The sequence below is a fragment of the Wenzhouxiangella sp. XN79A genome (assembly GCF_012272825.1).
In the GTDB taxonomy this organism is placed as follows: domain Bacteria; phylum Pseudomonadota; class Gammaproteobacteria; order Xanthomonadales; family Wenzhouxiangellaceae.
The window spans coordinates 17352-32442 of the sequence record NZ_JAAWWS010000152.1 but is presented as its reverse complement, the minus strand read 5'-3'; the positions used below and the strand labels follow the sequence as shown (position 1 = coordinate 32442).

The window sequence follows — 15091 nt, the reverse complement described above, 5'->3', positions numbered from 1 at the left end:
CCCGCCGAGCGCCCGCGCAGTAGCCCTGAATCGATTTTCAGCCGAGCCGTTGTTGGAGGCGGGACAACACGAACTCCGCCCGCTCCATCGGCACCACGTCCCCGTCCCCATCGAAGATCGCGATGCGGGTGGTGGTGCTCGATTCGGGCTGGATCTCGAACTGGTAGGCGCCGGAAAAATCGATGAAGTCCGGCGCCGACCAGAACATCAGGACGCGCTGGAAGAAGCCGCTCTTCGGGACCAGGATCGGATCGTGCCGGAACTCGACGCGATAGCGACGCTGCTCGGGCAGGGTGGCGTCGATGGCCATTTCTCCGCGGTTCAGCGCGAAGCCGAGCCGGCGCCAGACGCTGGCCGCTTCGTCATCGACTTCGAGATAGAGCCCGGTCGGCCCGAACTTTACGCGCGAGCGGGCCTGTTCGGCTTCGACCGAGGTCAGGACCTGCGGCGGAATCGACTCGTCACCCTGGGCGGCCAGTTCCGGCAGCGAATAGCCCGGGATCTCGAACACCGGACGGGTTTCGGGCCGATCGAGCCCCTCGGGCACTTCGATCGGCGCGAGCTCCTCGCTGGTGACGTAGGCCGGTCGCTCCGGTCGCAGGAAACACCCGGCCAGCAGCATCATCGATGCCAGCGCCAGGATGCGGAATGCGGTGGTGGTGATGGAAATCGTCGTTCCCCTGTCGATGTTCGTTCAGCCGGTCAGCGAGCGCAGCAGCGCGCGGCCGGTCTCGTGGTGCGCGTCGTCGAGCGGGACCAGCGGTAGCCGGATGCCCGAGTCGATCCGACCCAGCTCGGCCAGCAGCCACTTCGCCGGCACCGGATTGGACTCGATCCCGAGAAAGCGGTACAGCGGCCTCAGCTCGGCGTCGATCGCCTCGGCCCGGTCACGGCGGCCGTCCAGCGCCGCATGACACATCGCGGCGAAGCGATCGGGCACGATGTTGGCGGCCACGGAGATCACGCCGACCGCGCCGGCGTCGATCGCGGCGCGGGCCGTCGGGTCGTCTCCGCTGAGCACACCGACACCGGCCTCGACCAGGTGGCGGACACGGCCCATGTCGGCCACGGCTTCCTTGATGCCGACGATGCGTTCGTGCCCGGCAAGCTCGATGGTCGTCTCGGGCGCCAGGTCCACGGCCGTCCGTCCCGGCACATTGTAAAGGATGAGCGGCGCGGCACAGGCCTCGGCGATGGCCCGGTAGTGGGCGGCCAGTCCGCGCTGGGGCGGGCGGTTGTAGTAGGGCGTGACGACCAGCACGGCGTGGGCCCCGAGCGCCGCGGCCCGGCGGCTCTGCTCGATGGCCGCGGCGGTGGCGGCCGCACCGGTCCCGGCGATGACCCGGACCCGGTCGCCGATGCGTTCGAGCGCATGCTCCAGCAGCCGATCGCGCTCCTCGGCGCGCAGCGAGACCGACTCGCCGGTGGTGCCGCCGACGATCACGCCGTCGGTGCCGGCCTCGGCATGCCAGTCGAGCAGGCGCGTCCACGCACTCTCGTCGAGCGCGCCGTCGGCGTGCATCGGCGTGACCAGCGCGACCAGCGAACCGGTCAGTCCAAAGTCATCCAGCGTCTTCATCGGCACGGCATACTACTTGCGGGTCCTGAGTCTGACAAGTATTCTGCGGTCGGCGTTCCCGCCCGCGCTCCGGCCCGAGGATTCCACGCAACCCCCTGAACCCAAAAAAGAAATCGTCCCCATGCCCGAAAACGGTTCCCCGATCGAGACTCCCAGGCTTCCCGCCACCGGCGACGCCGAACTGGCCATTCAGGATTTCCGCGGCAATCCGCTGGTGATCTTCTTCTACCCGCGCGACAACACGCCGGGCTGCACCAAGGAGGGCCAGGCCTTCCGGGACCTGTACAGCGAGTTCGAAAAGGCCGGCTGCGCGATCGTCGGGGTATCCCGCGACAGCGTGAAGAGCCACGAGAACTTCGCCGCCAGGCACGAGTTCCCGTTCCCGCTGATCGCCGATACCGATGAAGTGCTGTGCACGACCTTCGACGTGATCAAGGAAAAGAACATGTACGGGCGCAAGGTCATGGGGATCGAGCGCAGCACCTTCCTGCTGGACGCCAGCGGCCGGATCGCCCGGGAGTGGCGCAAGGTCAAGGTGCCCGGCCACGCCGAAGCGGTCCTCGAGGCCGTCCGCGAGCTGGGCTGATCTTCGGCCCGCACCCTCTCCTCCTCCCACCACGGATCCGCTCATGAGCGAAGCCCGCCGGCTGTACCTGCTCGACACCAACGTGCTGATGCACGACCCGACCTCGCTGTTCCGCTTCGAAGAGCACGACATCTTCCTGCCGATGGTCGTGCTCGAGGAGCTCGACGCGGCCAAGAAGGGCATGACCGAGGTGGCCCGCAACGTCCGCCAGGTCAGCCGCTTCATCGGCGAGATGATGAACGGCGGCCACGACCTGGACGACGGCCTGCCGTTGATCATGCCGGAGGGGCTCAATATCGGGATCGGCTCCGGCCGGTTGTACTTCCAGACCGGCGCCGACGAAGCCGAAGGCGCGGTCTCGCTGCAGGCCAAGGCCGACAACGAGATCCTGCGCGCGGCGATGCACCTGAGCCAGCGCCATCCCGACCGCGAGGTGGTGCTGGTGTCCAAGGACATCAACCTGCGGATCAAGGCCGCGATCCACGGCATTCCGGCCGAGGACTACTACAACGACCGCGCGCTCGACGACCTGAGCCTGCTCTACAGCGGACTCAACGAGCACGACAACGACTTCTGGGAACGGCACGCGATCCGCGACTCCTGGACCGAGAGCGGCAACACCTTCTACCGCCTCGGCCGGGTCGAGAACGACGGCTGGTTTCCGAACCAGTGCCTGCGGCTGACCGGCCAGAACGGCATGGAGGCACTGGTCCGCGATGTCTCCGCCGAGGACTTCGTGCTGCAGGTCGCCACCGACTACGCCAACGGCCCGCACAGCGTCTGGGGCATCACTGCACGCAACCCGGAGCAGAATTTCGCGCTCAACCTGCTGATGGACCCGGACATCGACTTCGTCACCCTGCTCGGCACCGCCGGCACCGGCAAGACGCTGCTGACGCTGGCCGCCGGACTGGCCCAGACCCTCGACGAGCCGCTCTACCGCGAGATCATCATGACCCGCGCCACCGTGTCGGTGGGCGAGGACATCGGCTACCTGCCCGGCACCGAGGAAGAGAAGATGTCACCGTGGATGGGCGCGCTGACCGACAACCTCGAAGTGCTGACCGAGTCCGACGGCCACGCCGGCGACTGGGGCCGTGCGGTGACCAACGACCTGCTGACCTCGCGGGTCAAGATCCGCTCCCTGAACTTCATGCGCGGCCGGACCTTCCTGAACCGCTACCTGATCATCGACGAGGCCCAGAACATCACGCCGAAGCAGATGAAGACGCTGGTCACGCGCGCCGGCCCGGGCACCAAGATCGTCTGCCTGGGCAACGTCGAGCAGATCGACACGCCCTATCTGACCGAAACCACCTCGGGCCTGACCTTCGCGGTCGACCGGTTCAAGGACTGGCCCCACTCCGGCCACATCACGCTGAAACGCGGCGAGCGTTCGCGGCTGGCCGATTTCGCGTCCGAGGCGCTCTAGCCCGTCGTCGATCCCGTACCCTTCAGCGACGTGACTCGACCGTCGCGTCGGCTGCTGGCACTCGCCACGGCACGCACGATCTGCGGCGTCTCCGACCCGCTCGTTCGACAAGCCGCGCTCCGCGCAGACCTGTTCAGCGCTTCCATGGCGGCTTCATGAAACCCGGGATGCCACCTTCCATGACCAGCGCTCCGTTGCACGCCTGAGCAGTCATTCGAACGCTCCCCGGCTCTGTGCTGCGCCGGACCGGCCCCGGAATCGATTGCAAATGCCGGTCCCGTTTCCTATGCTGGCCGTTGAATCCGCATCAGGACAAGGGGGCGTTGCCATGGAAATCGAATCCTTTCTGCGCGTCATGGTCAAGCACGAGGCCTCCGACCTGTTCTTCAGCGCAGGTGCGCCGGTGGGCGTCAAGGTCGGCGGCACGACCCGGCACCTCGGCGACCGGCGACTGGAGTCGCACGAGGTCCGGCAGCTGGCCTACTCGATGCTCAACGACAAGCAGGTCGCCACGTTCGAACGCGACCTCGAACTGAACCTGGCGATCGCGCTGGAAGGCCTGGGTCGCTTCCGCGTCAACCTGTACCGGCAACGCGGCTCGGTCTCGATGGTGATCCGCTACATCAAGAACAAGATTCCGTCGATCGAGGAGCTGAACCTGCCGCAGACCCTCAAGGAACTGATCATGGAACCGCGCGGGCTGATCCTGGTCGTCGGCGCGACCGGCTCCGGCAAGTCGACCACGCTGGCCTCGATGATCGATTACCGCAACCAGAACCGGACCGGCCATATCCTCACCATCGAGGAGCCGATCGAGTTCCTGCACCAGCACAAGAAGTCCATCGTCGACCAGCGTGAGCTGGGCCTGGACACGCTGAGTTATCACAACGCGCTGAAGAACGCGATGCGCGAGGCACCGGACGTGATCCTGATCGGCGAGATCCGCGACGCCGAGACCATGAAGCACGCGATCGCCTATGCCGACACCGGCCACCTGTGCCTGTCGACGCTGCACTCGAACAACGCCAACCAGACGATGGACCGGATCGTCAACTTCTTCCCCGACTCGGCCCATCACCAGCTGTACGTCGACCTGTCCGAGCACCTGCTGGCCATCGTCAGCCAGCGCCTGGTGCCATCGACCGACGGCAAGCGGGTGCCGGCCGTGGAGATCCTCAAGCGCACGCCCTACGTCGCCGACCTGATCCTCAAGCGCGACATCGACGGCCTCAAGCAGGCGATGAAGGACGGCAGTCAGTCCGGCATGCAGACCTTCGACCAGGCGCTGATGGCGCTGTTCCAGGAAGGCCGGATCACCGAAGAGGACGCGCTGGCCCATGCCGACTCGCGCAACGACCTGAGCCTGATGATCCGGATGGCCAAGGACCGATCGGCCCATGACGCGCCGGACGGCCTCGACATCCAGGAATGGGAGTGACGCGCCGCGCGCGTCTACCGGAATGGATGACTCGACGCAACCGAAACACTTCTTCGACGCGCATGCCGGCATCCGGCGGGCACGCGAGAAGTTCCTGCAGTACGCCGAGTTCCGCTACCGGCAGTTCCTGAGCAACCCGGAACAGACCCCGTACGCCGCCGCGGCGATCTACTACAACAACTGGCAGAGCTGCCGCGACCGCTTCGGCTACAGCGGGCTGGCCGAGATCAACCGGCAGATCGAATCGCGGGTGGTCCCGGAGCTGGGGCCGCGCGACATCTGCGCGCGCTTCGTCGATGAATCCCTGGTGCTGGTGCTCAACGGCGCCGAGGGTCAGCGTGATCTCGATGCCTGGGCACGCGGCCTGCTCGAAGTGCTCGGCGAACGCGCCTACCTGATCGACCAGCGCTCGCTGGCCGCAACGTTCAGCATCGGCCTGTGCTGGTTCGATCGCCGCGTGCGCGGCGCCGAAGAGGCCCTGCTCGACGCCCTGCACACCGCCGAGGTGCTGTCCGAACGCGACGAGAACCGCTACCGCATCTTCCAGCCCCGGATGGTGCCCGAGACCGAGCTCGGCGACGCCGAGACCCTGTTCGCCCGGATCCAGCGCGCGCTGGATACCAACCACCTGCGGATCGTGTTCCAGCCGCTGCTGGCGCCGGAGTCCGACGATATCCGGTTCGCCGAGGTCTGGGCCCGGTTGATCACCGAGGACGGCACACTGCTGCCGGCGCGGCACATGCTCGACGTGGCCCGGCGCTCCGGGGTGCTCTCGCGGCTCGACCGCTGGACGCTCCGACGCACGCTGCACTTCCTGACCCACCGATCCGGTCGCGACCGGCTGAAGCTGATCGTGCACGTCACCGTCGACAGCCTGGATGCGCACACCCTGGCCTGGATGCAGGACAAGTTCGACCGTCACCCCGAGCTCCGCTTCTGCCTGATCGGCGACCTCGACTACACCGAACTGGCCGACGCCCCGCAGGACGCCCGCCGCCTGCTCGACCGACTGCGCGAACTCGACATGGCGATCTGCGTCAGCGGGGTCGGCCACCGGCAGTTCGACGACCTGCTGAATCGCTGGCCGGACATCGGCTACGTCAAGATGCACCCGAGCTACGTGCGGTCACTCAAGGAAGGAGAGGCCGACGCCCATGAGTTCGAAGCCTTCATCGCACGCGCCCACGACAGCGGCGTGCGCATCCTTCTGCCGGACGTCGAATCGGAAGACGACGTGGTCAACTTCTGGCGCCAGGGCGTGGACCTGATCCAGGGCGACTACGTGGCCGCCGCGCGCGACCTGTTGAAGTCGCCGCCCGGCGAGTGACCGCAAGCCGCCGTGGCGGCGCGCCCGTTCCGGCACAATCGCGGCATGACCGCTTCTACCGTTCGAGCCACGCCGGCGCTGCTGGTCACCGCCGGCGCCGTGATGATCAGCTTCGCCGCCGTGTTCGTGCGGCTGGCCGACGTACCGGCGACGACCTCTGCGTTCTACCGGCTGGTGTTCGGGGCCGCGGCGCTGGCCGTGCTGCTGGCGCTGTCGCCGCGGATGCGGGCCGGGTTCGGCCGCGGCTGGGCCGGATCGGCGGTGGTCGCGGCCTTCTTCGCCGCCGACCTGTGGTTCTGGCACCGTTCGATCCTGTACATCGGCCCGGGGCTGTCGACGCTGCTGGCCAATTTCCAGGTCTTCGTGCTGGCCACGGTCGGCGTCGTCTGGCTGAAGGAACGGGTCGGCTGGCGCTTCGCCGCCGGCACCGCCCTGGCCATGCTCGGCCTGTGGCTGCTGTTCGGCCGCGACTGGGCCGGGCTGGGCCCCGAGGCGCGGGCCGGCATCGTGCTCGGCCTGCTGACCGCCTGCGCCTACGCCGGCTACCTGCTGACGCTGCGCGGCGTGCAGGTCCGGGACGTCGGGATGCGGCCGGAGGCGCGGCTGCTGCAGGTCTCGTTGATCTGTGCGGTTCTTCTGGGCGGCATCAACCTGATCGAGGGCCACGGGTTCGCGATTCCGGACCGGCACAGCCTGGCCAGCCTGATCGCGCTGGGCGTGGTCTGCCAGGTGCTCGGCTGGCTGGCGATCACCCGCGGTCTGCCCGGCCTGCCGGCCTCGCTGGTCGGCCTGCTGCTGCTGCTGCAGCCGCTGCTGTCGATGGTCTGGGACCTGCTGTGGTTCGAGCTGACGCTGGTCGCGGTGCAGTGGTTGGGGGCCGGGCTGGCGCTGGCGGGCATCTACCTCGGCATGCAATCGCGCGCCGCGCGCCGGTAGACCGAAACGTCCGGCCCGGCGCGGGGCGCCGGGCCGGCGGCAAGCGGTTTCAATCCTCGGCGACGTCCGAGGCCGGTTCGCTCTCACCGCTGAAGTCGCCGGCCATCGCCACGACCAGCGCATCCGGGTCCAGCCACTCGCGGACCGCGGCGTTGACCTCGTCGAGCGTCAGCGCCCGGATCGCGGCTTCGCGCTCGGCCTGCCAGAACAGGTCGCGGTCGAAGTACAGGCCACCCGACAGCTGGCCGGCCAGCGCGCCGTCGTCGGAACGCTGCAGCACGAGCTGCTGCAGATAGCCGGTCTTGGCCGAGTCCAGTTCGTCCTGGGTGAACCCGTCCTCGACGACCTTGACCAGCTCCTCGTTCAATACCTCTTCGAGCCGGTCACGGTTTTCCGGGGCGAACATCGCGAAGGCGAAGAACGAGCCCGATTCATCGATCGGGTGGGCGTTGAAGCCGCCGGCCACCGCGTAGCTCAGGCCTTCCTGGTTGCGGATCCGGTCACCCAGTCGCGAACTGAGGAAGCCGCCGCCGAGCATGTGGCCGGCCAGTTCCAGCGCGACGTAGTCCGGGTGGGTGTCGCTCATCGGGAAGCCGTGGCCGGCGATCAGCACCGCACTGGCCTTGTCGTCGAGCTGTTCGACCAGCCGCGCCGGCTCGACCGGCGTGTACGGATCCGGCCGGCGCTCGAAGCGCACCTGCGGTGTCCAGTCGCCGAACTGCTCGTCGAGCTTGGCCTTCAATGCCTCGGGATCGAAGTCGCCGACAAAGGCGGCGGTGGTGGCCTCACCGAAGCCGTAGAAGCGCTCGTGGAACGCCCGCAGCTGCTCGGTGCTCAGCGCCTCGATCCGGGCGCGGGCCTCCTCGAAGCTCGGCACGTAGTCGGGGTGCGAAGCGGGCTTGTCGTTGCTGTAGAGCGACAGCTGGCGCGAGGCGACCGAGGCCGGGTCGTCGCTGGCCCGGTCGAGGCCGGTCAGCGCCTGGCGCCGGTATTCCTCGAGTTCGCTTTCCGGGAAGCTCGGGTTCCTGGCGATCTCCGCGATCAGCTCGATGACCTCCATCAGGTTCTCGCGGGTGGTGTCGATGTTGATGCTCACCGAGGTCGAACCGCCGACGTTCAGCCCGGCCTGCAATTCGTCGATGCGGTCGGAAATCTCCTGCCGGGTCAGGTTCTCGCTGCCGCGGCTGAGCATCGAGGCGGTCGCGGCGGGCACCGAGCCGGTGTCCATCAGCGTCTCCAGCGTGCCGATGCGCATCGTGATGGTGCCGCGCACGCGCTCGCCGCGGGTCGATTTCGGCAGCAGCGCCACCTCGGCGCCGGTGTCCATCGTATAGCGCTGGACGCGCGCCTCGATGTTGTCCGGCGTGGCCTCGAAGACCTCGCCTTCGCTGCGCGATTCGCGGCCGGTGTAGCCGGCCAGCAGCGCCTCGGGCTCGGGCGCCTCCTCGACGATCGCGCGCTGCGGCTCGCTGTCCGGGATGAAACGGCCGAGCGTGCGGTTGTCGCGGACCAGGTAGGTCGATGCGGCCTCGGCCACGTCGGCGGCCTCGATCTGCTCGAGGCGGTCGCGGTGCAGGAACAGCATCCGCCAGTCACCGGTCGCGGCCCACTCCGACAGGCCGATGCCGACGCTCTGGCTGTCGTTGAGCGTGCGTTCCATGTTCGCGGTCAGCGACGACACTGCGCGCTGGACCTCGTCGGTGCCTGGCGGGCTGGCGTCCAGTCCGGCCAGCGTCTCGGTCAGCACCCGCTCGGCTTCGTCCAGATCGGCGTCGGCCGGTAGATTGACGTAGGTCAGCAGCAGCGAGGGTTCCGGCAGCCGGAGCGCGAACGCGCCGACATCGGAGGCCAGGCCGGGCTCGACCAGCGCCTTGTGCAGCCGGCCGGACGGCGCATCGCCGAGCACGAAGGCCAGCGCCTCGACCGCGGCGAAGTCCTCGTGCAGCGCCGACGGCACGTGGTAGGCGGCCATCAGCGTCTGGGTGCTGCCGGACCGGCGCACGGTGACTTCACGCGGTCCGTCCTGATAGGGCTCGCGGGTGTAGGTGTCCCACAGGGCGTTGTCGAGATCCCGCGCCGGCGCCGGGATCGCACCGAAGTGGTTCTGAATCAGCTCCAGCGCGCGCTCGGTCTCGAACTTGCCCGAGACGATGACCATCGCGTTGTCGGGCTGGTAGTACTGGCGGTAGAAGCGCTGCAGGCGTTCGATCGGCACGTTCTCCAGGTCGGCCCGCGCGCCGATCGTCGAGCGGCCGTAGGCATGCCACTCGTAGGCGGTGGCCATGACGCGCTGCAGCAGCACCCGGAACGGGCTGTTCTCGCCGATCTCGAACTCGTTGCGGACCACCGTCATCTCGCTTGCGAGATCGTCGGCGGCGATGAACGAATTGACCATCCGATCGGCTTCCATCCGGATCGCCCACTCGAGGTTCTCGTCCTCGGCCGGCAGGGTCTGGAAATAGTTGGTCCGCTCCAGCCAGGTCGTGCCGTTGGCGAAGCCGCCGCGCTCGGTGATCTGCTGCTTGATGTTCTCGTGCTCGGGCGTACCCATGAACACCAGGTGTTCCAGCAGGTGGGCCATGCCGGATTCGCCGTAGCTCTCGTGCTTGGAGCCGACGAAATAGGTCACGTTGACCGTGGTGGTCGGCCGGCTGGCGTCCGGCATCAGCAGCACCTTCATGCCGTTTTCGAGCCGGTACTCGGCAATGCCCTCGACCTCGGTGACGAACACAGGGCCTTCGTCCTGCGCGAATGCCGCGACGGCGGCCAGCAGCAGCGCGAACGCCGCCGCGAATCGAACGTGAATCCGGTTCATGGTTTCCTTACCTGTCGTGTTGACCAACGCTCCCCCATCGACAGCGTGCCACCGCCGGGGTTCACTTCGCGTCGGCCAGAAGTCACGGTCCGCGGCAGGACGCGGCGGCATGGTGCGTGGTCAGTCGGCCAGCGTCAGCCGCTCGACCTTGCGGAAGCCCCGCGGCAGCAGGCCGCCGCGCTGGGCGCGCTCGCCCCAGTAACCTTCCGTGTCGGACCAGGACAGGCGCAGGTAGCGCTGGCCGGCCCAGACCAGGCAGTCCTGGCCCTTGACCAGCGCGATCGCGCCGGTCATGGCCTCGCCGTCCTTGCGCGCCTTCGGCGGGATGTGGATCAGCTTGTTGCCCTTGCCGCGGGCCAGCTCCGGCAACTCGCTCAGGTAGTAGGCCAGCAGGTGGCCGCCCGAAGTCGCGCAGACGATCACCGCCTCCTCGTCCTCGGCGACCGGCGCCGGCGGCAGGACCACCGCGCCGTCGGGCACGGTCAGCAGCTGCTTGCCGGCCTTCTGGCGCGAGTACAGGTTCTCGAGTTTCGTCACGAAACCGTAGCCGGCGCTGGTCGTCAACAGCACGCGGTCGGACGCATCACCGATCGCCACGCCGAGGAACGACGCGCCGTCCGGCGGGGCAAAACGCCCGGTCAGCGGCTCACCGAGGCTGCGCGCCGACGGCAGCTCGTGGGTCGGCATGGAGTAGCTGCGACCGGTCGAGTCGATCGCGCAGGCCAGCTGGTTGGATCGCCCGCGCGCGGCGTGCTGGTAGCCGTCGCCGGCCTTGTAGTTCATCTCGGCCGGATCGATCTCGTGGCCCTTGGCGGCCCGGATCCAGCCGTTCTCGCTGAGGACCACGGTGACCGGCTCGGACGGCACCAGGTCGGTTTCCTTCAGGGCCTGGGCCGCTTCCCGCTCGACGATAGGCGAGCGACGATCGTCGCCGTACTTGTCGGCATCTTCGCGCAATTCGTCGCGAATCAACCGGGTCAGCTTCTTCGGCGAGTCCAGCGTGGCCTCAAGCCCCCTGCGTTCTTCCTCGAGCGCGTCGCGCTCGCCGCGGATCTTCATTTCCTCGAGCTTCGCGAGGTGGCGGAGCTTGAGTTCGAGGATCGCCTCGGCCTGCGTTCCGGTCAGCGCGAAGCGCGCCATCAGGACCGGCTTCGGCTCGTCGTTCTCGCGGATGATCGCGATGACCTCGTCGATGTTGAGGAAGGCGATCAGGAAGCCTTCGAGCACGTGCAGCCGATCGATGACCTGATCGAGCCGGTGCTCCAGCCGGCGGGTGACGGTGGTGCGGCGGAAATCGATCCACTCCGACAACAGCGCCTTGAGGTTGCGCACGCCGGGCTTGCCGTCGTTGCCGATCACGTTCAGGTTGACCCGGTAGCTCTTCTCCAGGTCGGTGGTCGCGAACAGGTGCGCCATCAGCCCCTCGATGTCGACCCGGTTCGAGCGCGGCATGATCACCAGGCGGGTCGGATGTTCGTGGTCCGACTCGTCGCGGATATCGGTGACCATCGGCAGTTTCTTCGCCTGCATCTGGGCGGCGATCTGCTCAAGCACCCTGGCCGGCGAGACCTGGTGGGGCAGCGCGGTAATGATGACCTCGTCGCCCTCTTTTTCGTAGACGGCCCGCTGGCGCACGCTGCCGTGGCCGGTCTCGTACAGCGCCTTCAGGTCCTCGCGCGGGGTGATGATCTCGCCGGCGGTCGGAAAATCCGGACCCTGGATGTGCTCGCACAGCTCATCGAGCGTGCTCTTCGGCTTCTCCAGCAGTCGGATGGTGGCCGATACGACCTCGCGCAGGTTGTGCGGCGGGATGTCGGTGGCCATGCCCACGGCGATGCCCTGGCCGCCGTTCAACAGGATGTTCGGCACCCGCGCCGGCAGCAGCTTCGGCTCCTTGAGCGTGCCGTCGAAGTTCGGAGCCCAGTCGACCGTGCCCTGCCCCAGCTCGGCCAGCAGCAGCTTCGCATAGGGCGCCAGGCGGGATTCCGTGTAGCGCATCGCGGCGAAGGACTTCGGGTCGTCGGGCGAGCCGAAGTTGCCCTGGCCGTCGATCAGCGGGTAGCGGTAGGAGAACGGCTGGGCCATCAGCACCATCGCCTCGTAGCAGGCCGAGTCGCCGTGCGGATGGAACTTGCCGATCACGTCCCCGACCGTGCGCGCCGATTTCTTGTGCTTGGACGCCGCCGAAAGACCGAGCTCGCTCATCGCGTAGACGATCCTGCGCTGCACCGGTTTCAGCCCGTCGCCGACGTGCGGCAGGGCCCGGTCCAGGATCACGTACATGGAATAGTCGAGATAGGCGCGCTCGGCGTACTGGCGGAGCGGCATCTGCTCGAAGGGAAGGTTGGCGGACTCGGAGATCGGGGTCGTATCGCTCATGGCGGGTATTGTGCCGCGTCCGGCCGCCGGAGGGGGTCGGCTGGACCGCCCCTGCACTTGAGGCGAAGGTCCGATCTGTCGCGAAACGCGATCCGATTGCGTAGCAAGCCCCTGATCGAAGAGGATCGACGGAGCTCCGTTGACCGGAGCGCGACACCCAGTCCAGAACCCGGAGCCTGCCATGACCCGTTCGACGACCGCCTTCCGCTTGCTGATGACCATGCTGGCCGCGCTGTGGACCCTTCAACTCGCGGCCCAGACCGGCACGATCACCTACCAGGGCCAGCTGCGCGACGGCGGTGTGCCGGTCACCGACACCGTCAACCTGCGTTTCCAGCTCTACGACGCGCTGGTCGGCGGCAATCCGGTCGGGAGCTTCGAACAGCGGGTCGGCTGGCCGGTCGAGGACGGCCTGTTCCAGGTCGACCTGGACTTCGGCGCCGGCGTGTTCGACGGCAGCGACCGGTTCCTCGAGGTCGAGGTCAACGGCGCGCCGCTCAGCCCGCGCCAGCGCGTGACCGCGACGCCCTACGCGCTGCTGGCCGGAAGCATCGCTTCGGGCGCGGTCGGCGGCAGCGGCGTCGACCCGGCCGAGATCCAGCTTCGCGTGGTCGGCACCTGCCCGGCCGGCGAATCGATTCGGGCAGTGAACGCCGACGGCAGCGTTGTCTGCGAAATCGACGACGTCGGGACACCGGGCTGGAACCTGACCGGCAACGCCGGCACCGATCCGAGCACGAATTTCATCGGCACCACCGATGCGCAGGCGCTGGAATTGCGGACCGCCAATGCGCGCAGCCTTCGGATCGAGCCCAGCGCGGACCTGTTCGGCGGGCTGCCGATCACCGCCAACGTGATCGCCGGCTCGTCGGCCAACGAAGTCGTGGCCGGCGTGCGCGGCGCGACCATCAGCGGCGGCGGCGTCCCGAGCGGCGATTCGGACCCGGTTTTCACCCTCGAGGCCCCGAACCGCGTCGCCGACCACTACGGCTTCGTCGGCGGCGGCTTCGGCAACGTGGCCGGCGATGACGCCGGACCTCTCGGCGATGCCAATTTCGCTGTCGTCGGCGGCGGGTTCGCAAACACCGCAAGCGGACTCGGTAGCGCAGTCAACGGAGGGCGATCGAACACGGCAAGCGGAGTCAACGCGGTGGTCGCCGGTGGGTTTAGCAATGCCGCGACGGCGGGCAGCGGGGCCGTTCTCGGCGGCGCGGGCAACCAGGTCGAAGGGCTTGGCAGCGCGGTCGTAGGAGGCTTCGAAAATCTTGCGTCCGGTTCGCAAAGCATCGTCAGCGGTGGTCTGTTCAACAGCGCTGCGGGCTTGACCAGCGTGGTTGCCGGGGGTCGGGAGAACGTTGCCAGCGGCAGTGAAAGCACGGTCAGTGGCGGCCTGGCCAACACGGCTTCGGAAACCTACGGCGTGGTCGCAGGCGGTCGGGAAAACGTCGCCAGCGCGCGCGGCAGCATCGTTGGGGGAGGCGTCCAAAACACGGCGAGCGGAAGGGAAAGCATGGCGGCCGGTGGGACCGGGAATTGTTCCGGCGGCTGGCGCTCCTGGACCGGCGGGACCCGCGCCAAGGTCCGGCCGGCAACGAATTCGGGCGATGCGGCAGGGCAGGGCTGCGACGGCGTTCCGATCTCCGGCGACATCGACGGCGACGAAGGCACCTTCATGTGGGCGGACGACCAGGCGGTCGACTTCGTTTCCACCGGGCCCGACCAGTTCCTGGTTCGCGCGCGGGGAGGAATCTACCTGGGGACGAACAGCACCGTGAGCATTCCCGCTAGCCGATTCATCAATACCTCGACGGGGGCCTACCTGTCCTCCGGTGGAACCTGGACGAACAGCTCCGGCCGCGCCTTCAAGGCCGATTTCCGGCCCGTGGATGTCCTCGGCGTCCTCGATCGGGTGATGCAACTGGACCTCAGCACATGGACCTACAAGGACGCCCCGGAAGGACGCCACATGGGCCCGGTCGCCGAGGAGTTCCACGCGCTGTTCGGGCTCGGCAACGATGCAGAATCGATCAGCACCGTCGATGCCTCCGGCGTGGCGCTGGCCGCCATCCAGGGGTTGAATCGCCGGCTCGACGAACAGCAGCATGCACAGCGCGACCTGCGCGACGAAAAGGACGCGGCCATCGCACGGCTGGCCGAGGAGAATGCCGAGCTGCGTGCGCAGCTGGCCGAAGTCCAGGCCCGCCAGGACACCGAACTGGCCGACCTTCGCGCCGAGCTGGCGATGCTGCGCGACCTGGTCGCGCCGCGCGTCGCCGAGGCCACAACGCCGTGACGCGCCGCTCGAACGCGGCCCGGCGGATCCGGCGTACGCTACTCGCCACCGCCCTGCTGGCCTCGACCGCCGCCGTCGCGCAGTTCACGCTGGACTTCTACACCGTCGACGGCGGCGGCGAGATCCTGTCCGAATCCGCCGACCAGCGCTGGCAACTCTCCGGCACGCTCGGCCAGTGGGACAGCACCGAAGCGCTGGAGCTCTCCGGCGGCGGTTACACGCTGACCGGCGGCTTCTGGCCGGTCAACATCGAGCAGACCGACCTGCTGTTCCGGGATTCCTTCGAGGGCTGAACGGGGCCAGGAG

General features: G+C 68.0%; 11 protein-coding genes. 7 read left to right on the top strand and 4 right to left on the bottom strand.

Annotated elements, in window-relative coordinates:
• Positions 1–37: 37 nt before the first annotated feature.
• Both HFP89_RS09760 and dapA read right to left on the bottom strand, forming a co-directional pair.
• Positions 38–625: a hypothetical protein gene (locus HFP89_RS09760; protein WP_168717477.1), complete on the bottom strand. Its 588-nt coding sequence runs from the start codon at positions 623–625 to the stop codon at positions 38–40.
• Between the two features lie 69 nt (positions 626–694).
• Positions 695–1579, bottom strand: coding sequence for a 4-hydroxy-tetrahydrodipicolinate synthase (dapA, locus tag HFP89_RS09755; RefSeq protein ID WP_168717476.1), 885 nt, complete (start codon positions 1577–1579; stop codon positions 695–697).
• Positions 1580–1700: 121 nt separating this feature from the next.
• Between dapA and HFP89_RS09750 the strand changes: the two genes are divergently transcribed.
• From HFP89_RS09750 to HFP89_RS09730, 5 genes are all read left to right on the top strand, one after another.
• Complete coding sequence (locus HFP89_RS09750) at positions 1701–2165, top strand: peroxiredoxin (RefSeq protein ID WP_168717475.1); 465 nt, start codon at positions 1701–1703, stop codon at positions 2163–2165.
• A 43-nt stretch (positions 2166–2208) separates the two neighbouring features.
• A complete protein-coding gene (locus tag HFP89_RS09745) occupies positions 2209–3597 on the top strand; it encodes a PhoH family protein (RefSeq protein WP_168717474.1) in 1389 nt (462 codons plus the stop codon).
• 328 nt (positions 3598–3925) lie between these two features.
• Complete coding sequence (locus HFP89_RS09740) at positions 3926–5035, top strand: PilT/PilU family type 4a pilus ATPase (protein WP_168717473.1); 1110 nt, start codon at positions 3926–3928, stop codon at positions 5033–5035.
• 22 nt (positions 5036–5057) lie between these two features.
• Positions 5058–6362 (top strand): EAL domain-containing protein, encoded by a 1305-nt coding sequence (locus tag HFP89_RS09735; protein WP_168717472.1) that lies wholly within the window; start codon positions 5058–5060, stop codon positions 6360–6362.
• Between the two features lie 45 nt (positions 6363–6407).
• Positions 6408–7298 (top strand): DMT family transporter, encoded by an 891-nt coding sequence (locus HFP89_RS09730; protein ID WP_168717471.1) that lies wholly within the window; start codon positions 6408–6410, stop codon positions 7296–7298.
• Between the two features lie 49 nt (positions 7299–7347).
• Here HFP89_RS09730 and HFP89_RS09725 read toward each other — a convergent pair whose 3' ends face one another.
• Positions 7348–10113, bottom strand: a complete 2766-nt coding sequence (locus tag HFP89_RS09725; protein WP_168717470.1) for a pitrilysin family protein — start codon at positions 10111–10113, stop codon at positions 7348–7350.
• Positions 10114–10233: 120 nt separating this feature from the next.
• A complete protein-coding gene (gene parC / locus HFP89_RS09720; protein ID WP_168717469.1) occupies positions 10234–12492 on the bottom strand; it encodes a DNA topoisomerase IV subunit A in 2259 nt (752 codons plus the stop codon).
• 181 nt (positions 12493–12673) lie between these two features.
• Between parC and HFP89_RS09715 the strand changes: the two genes are divergently transcribed.
• Both HFP89_RS09715 and HFP89_RS09710 read left to right on the top strand, forming a co-directional pair.
• A complete protein-coding gene (locus HFP89_RS09715; RefSeq protein ID WP_168717468.1) occupies positions 12674–14785 on the top strand; it encodes a tail fiber domain-containing protein in 2112 nt (703 codons plus the stop codon).
• Entirely contained in the window at positions 14782–15078 is a 297-nt protein-coding gene (locus HFP89_RS09710; protein WP_168717467.1) for a hypothetical protein, read from the top strand. The genes HFP89_RS09715 and HFP89_RS09710 overlap by 4 nt, the downstream gene beginning before the upstream one ends.
• The last annotated feature ends 13 nt before the right edge of the window (positions 15079–15091 follow it).

Coding starts and splice junctions, on each gene's coding strand:
- HFP89_RS09760 (WP_168717477.1), bottom strand. CDS start 625: ATGATGCTGCTGGCCGGGTGTTTCCTGCGACCGGAGCGACCGGCCTAC.
- dapA (WP_168717476.1), bottom strand. CDS start 1,579: ATGAAGACGCTGGATGACTTTGGACTGACCGGTTCGCTGGTCGCGCTG.
- HFP89_RS09750 (WP_168717475.1), top strand. CDS start 1,701: ATGCCCGAAAACGGTTCCCCGATCGAGACTCCCAGGCTTCCCGCCACC.
- HFP89_RS09745 (WP_168717474.1), top strand. CDS start 2,209: ATGAGCGAAGCCCGCCGGCTGTACCTGCTCGACACCAACGTGCTGATG.
- HFP89_RS09740 (WP_168717473.1), top strand. CDS start 3,926: ATGGAAATCGAATCCTTTCTGCGCGTCATGGTCAAGCACGAGGCCTCC.
- HFP89_RS09735 (WP_168717472.1), top strand. CDS start 5,058: ATGGATGACTCGACGCAACCGAAACACTTCTTCGACGCGCATGCCGGC.
- HFP89_RS09730 (WP_168717471.1), top strand. CDS start 6,408: ATGACCGCTTCTACCGTTCGAGCCACGCCGGCGCTGCTGGTCACCGCC.
- HFP89_RS09725 (WP_168717470.1), bottom strand. CDS start 10,113: ATGAACCGGATTCACGTTCGATTCGCGGCGGCGTTCGCGCTGCTGCTG.
- parC (WP_168717469.1), bottom strand. CDS start 12,492: ATGAGCGATACGACCCCGATCTCCGAGTCCGCCAACCTTCCCTTCGAG.
- HFP89_RS09715 (WP_168717468.1), top strand. CDS start 12,674: ATGACCCGTTCGACGACCGCCTTCCGCTTGCTGATGACCATGCTGGCC.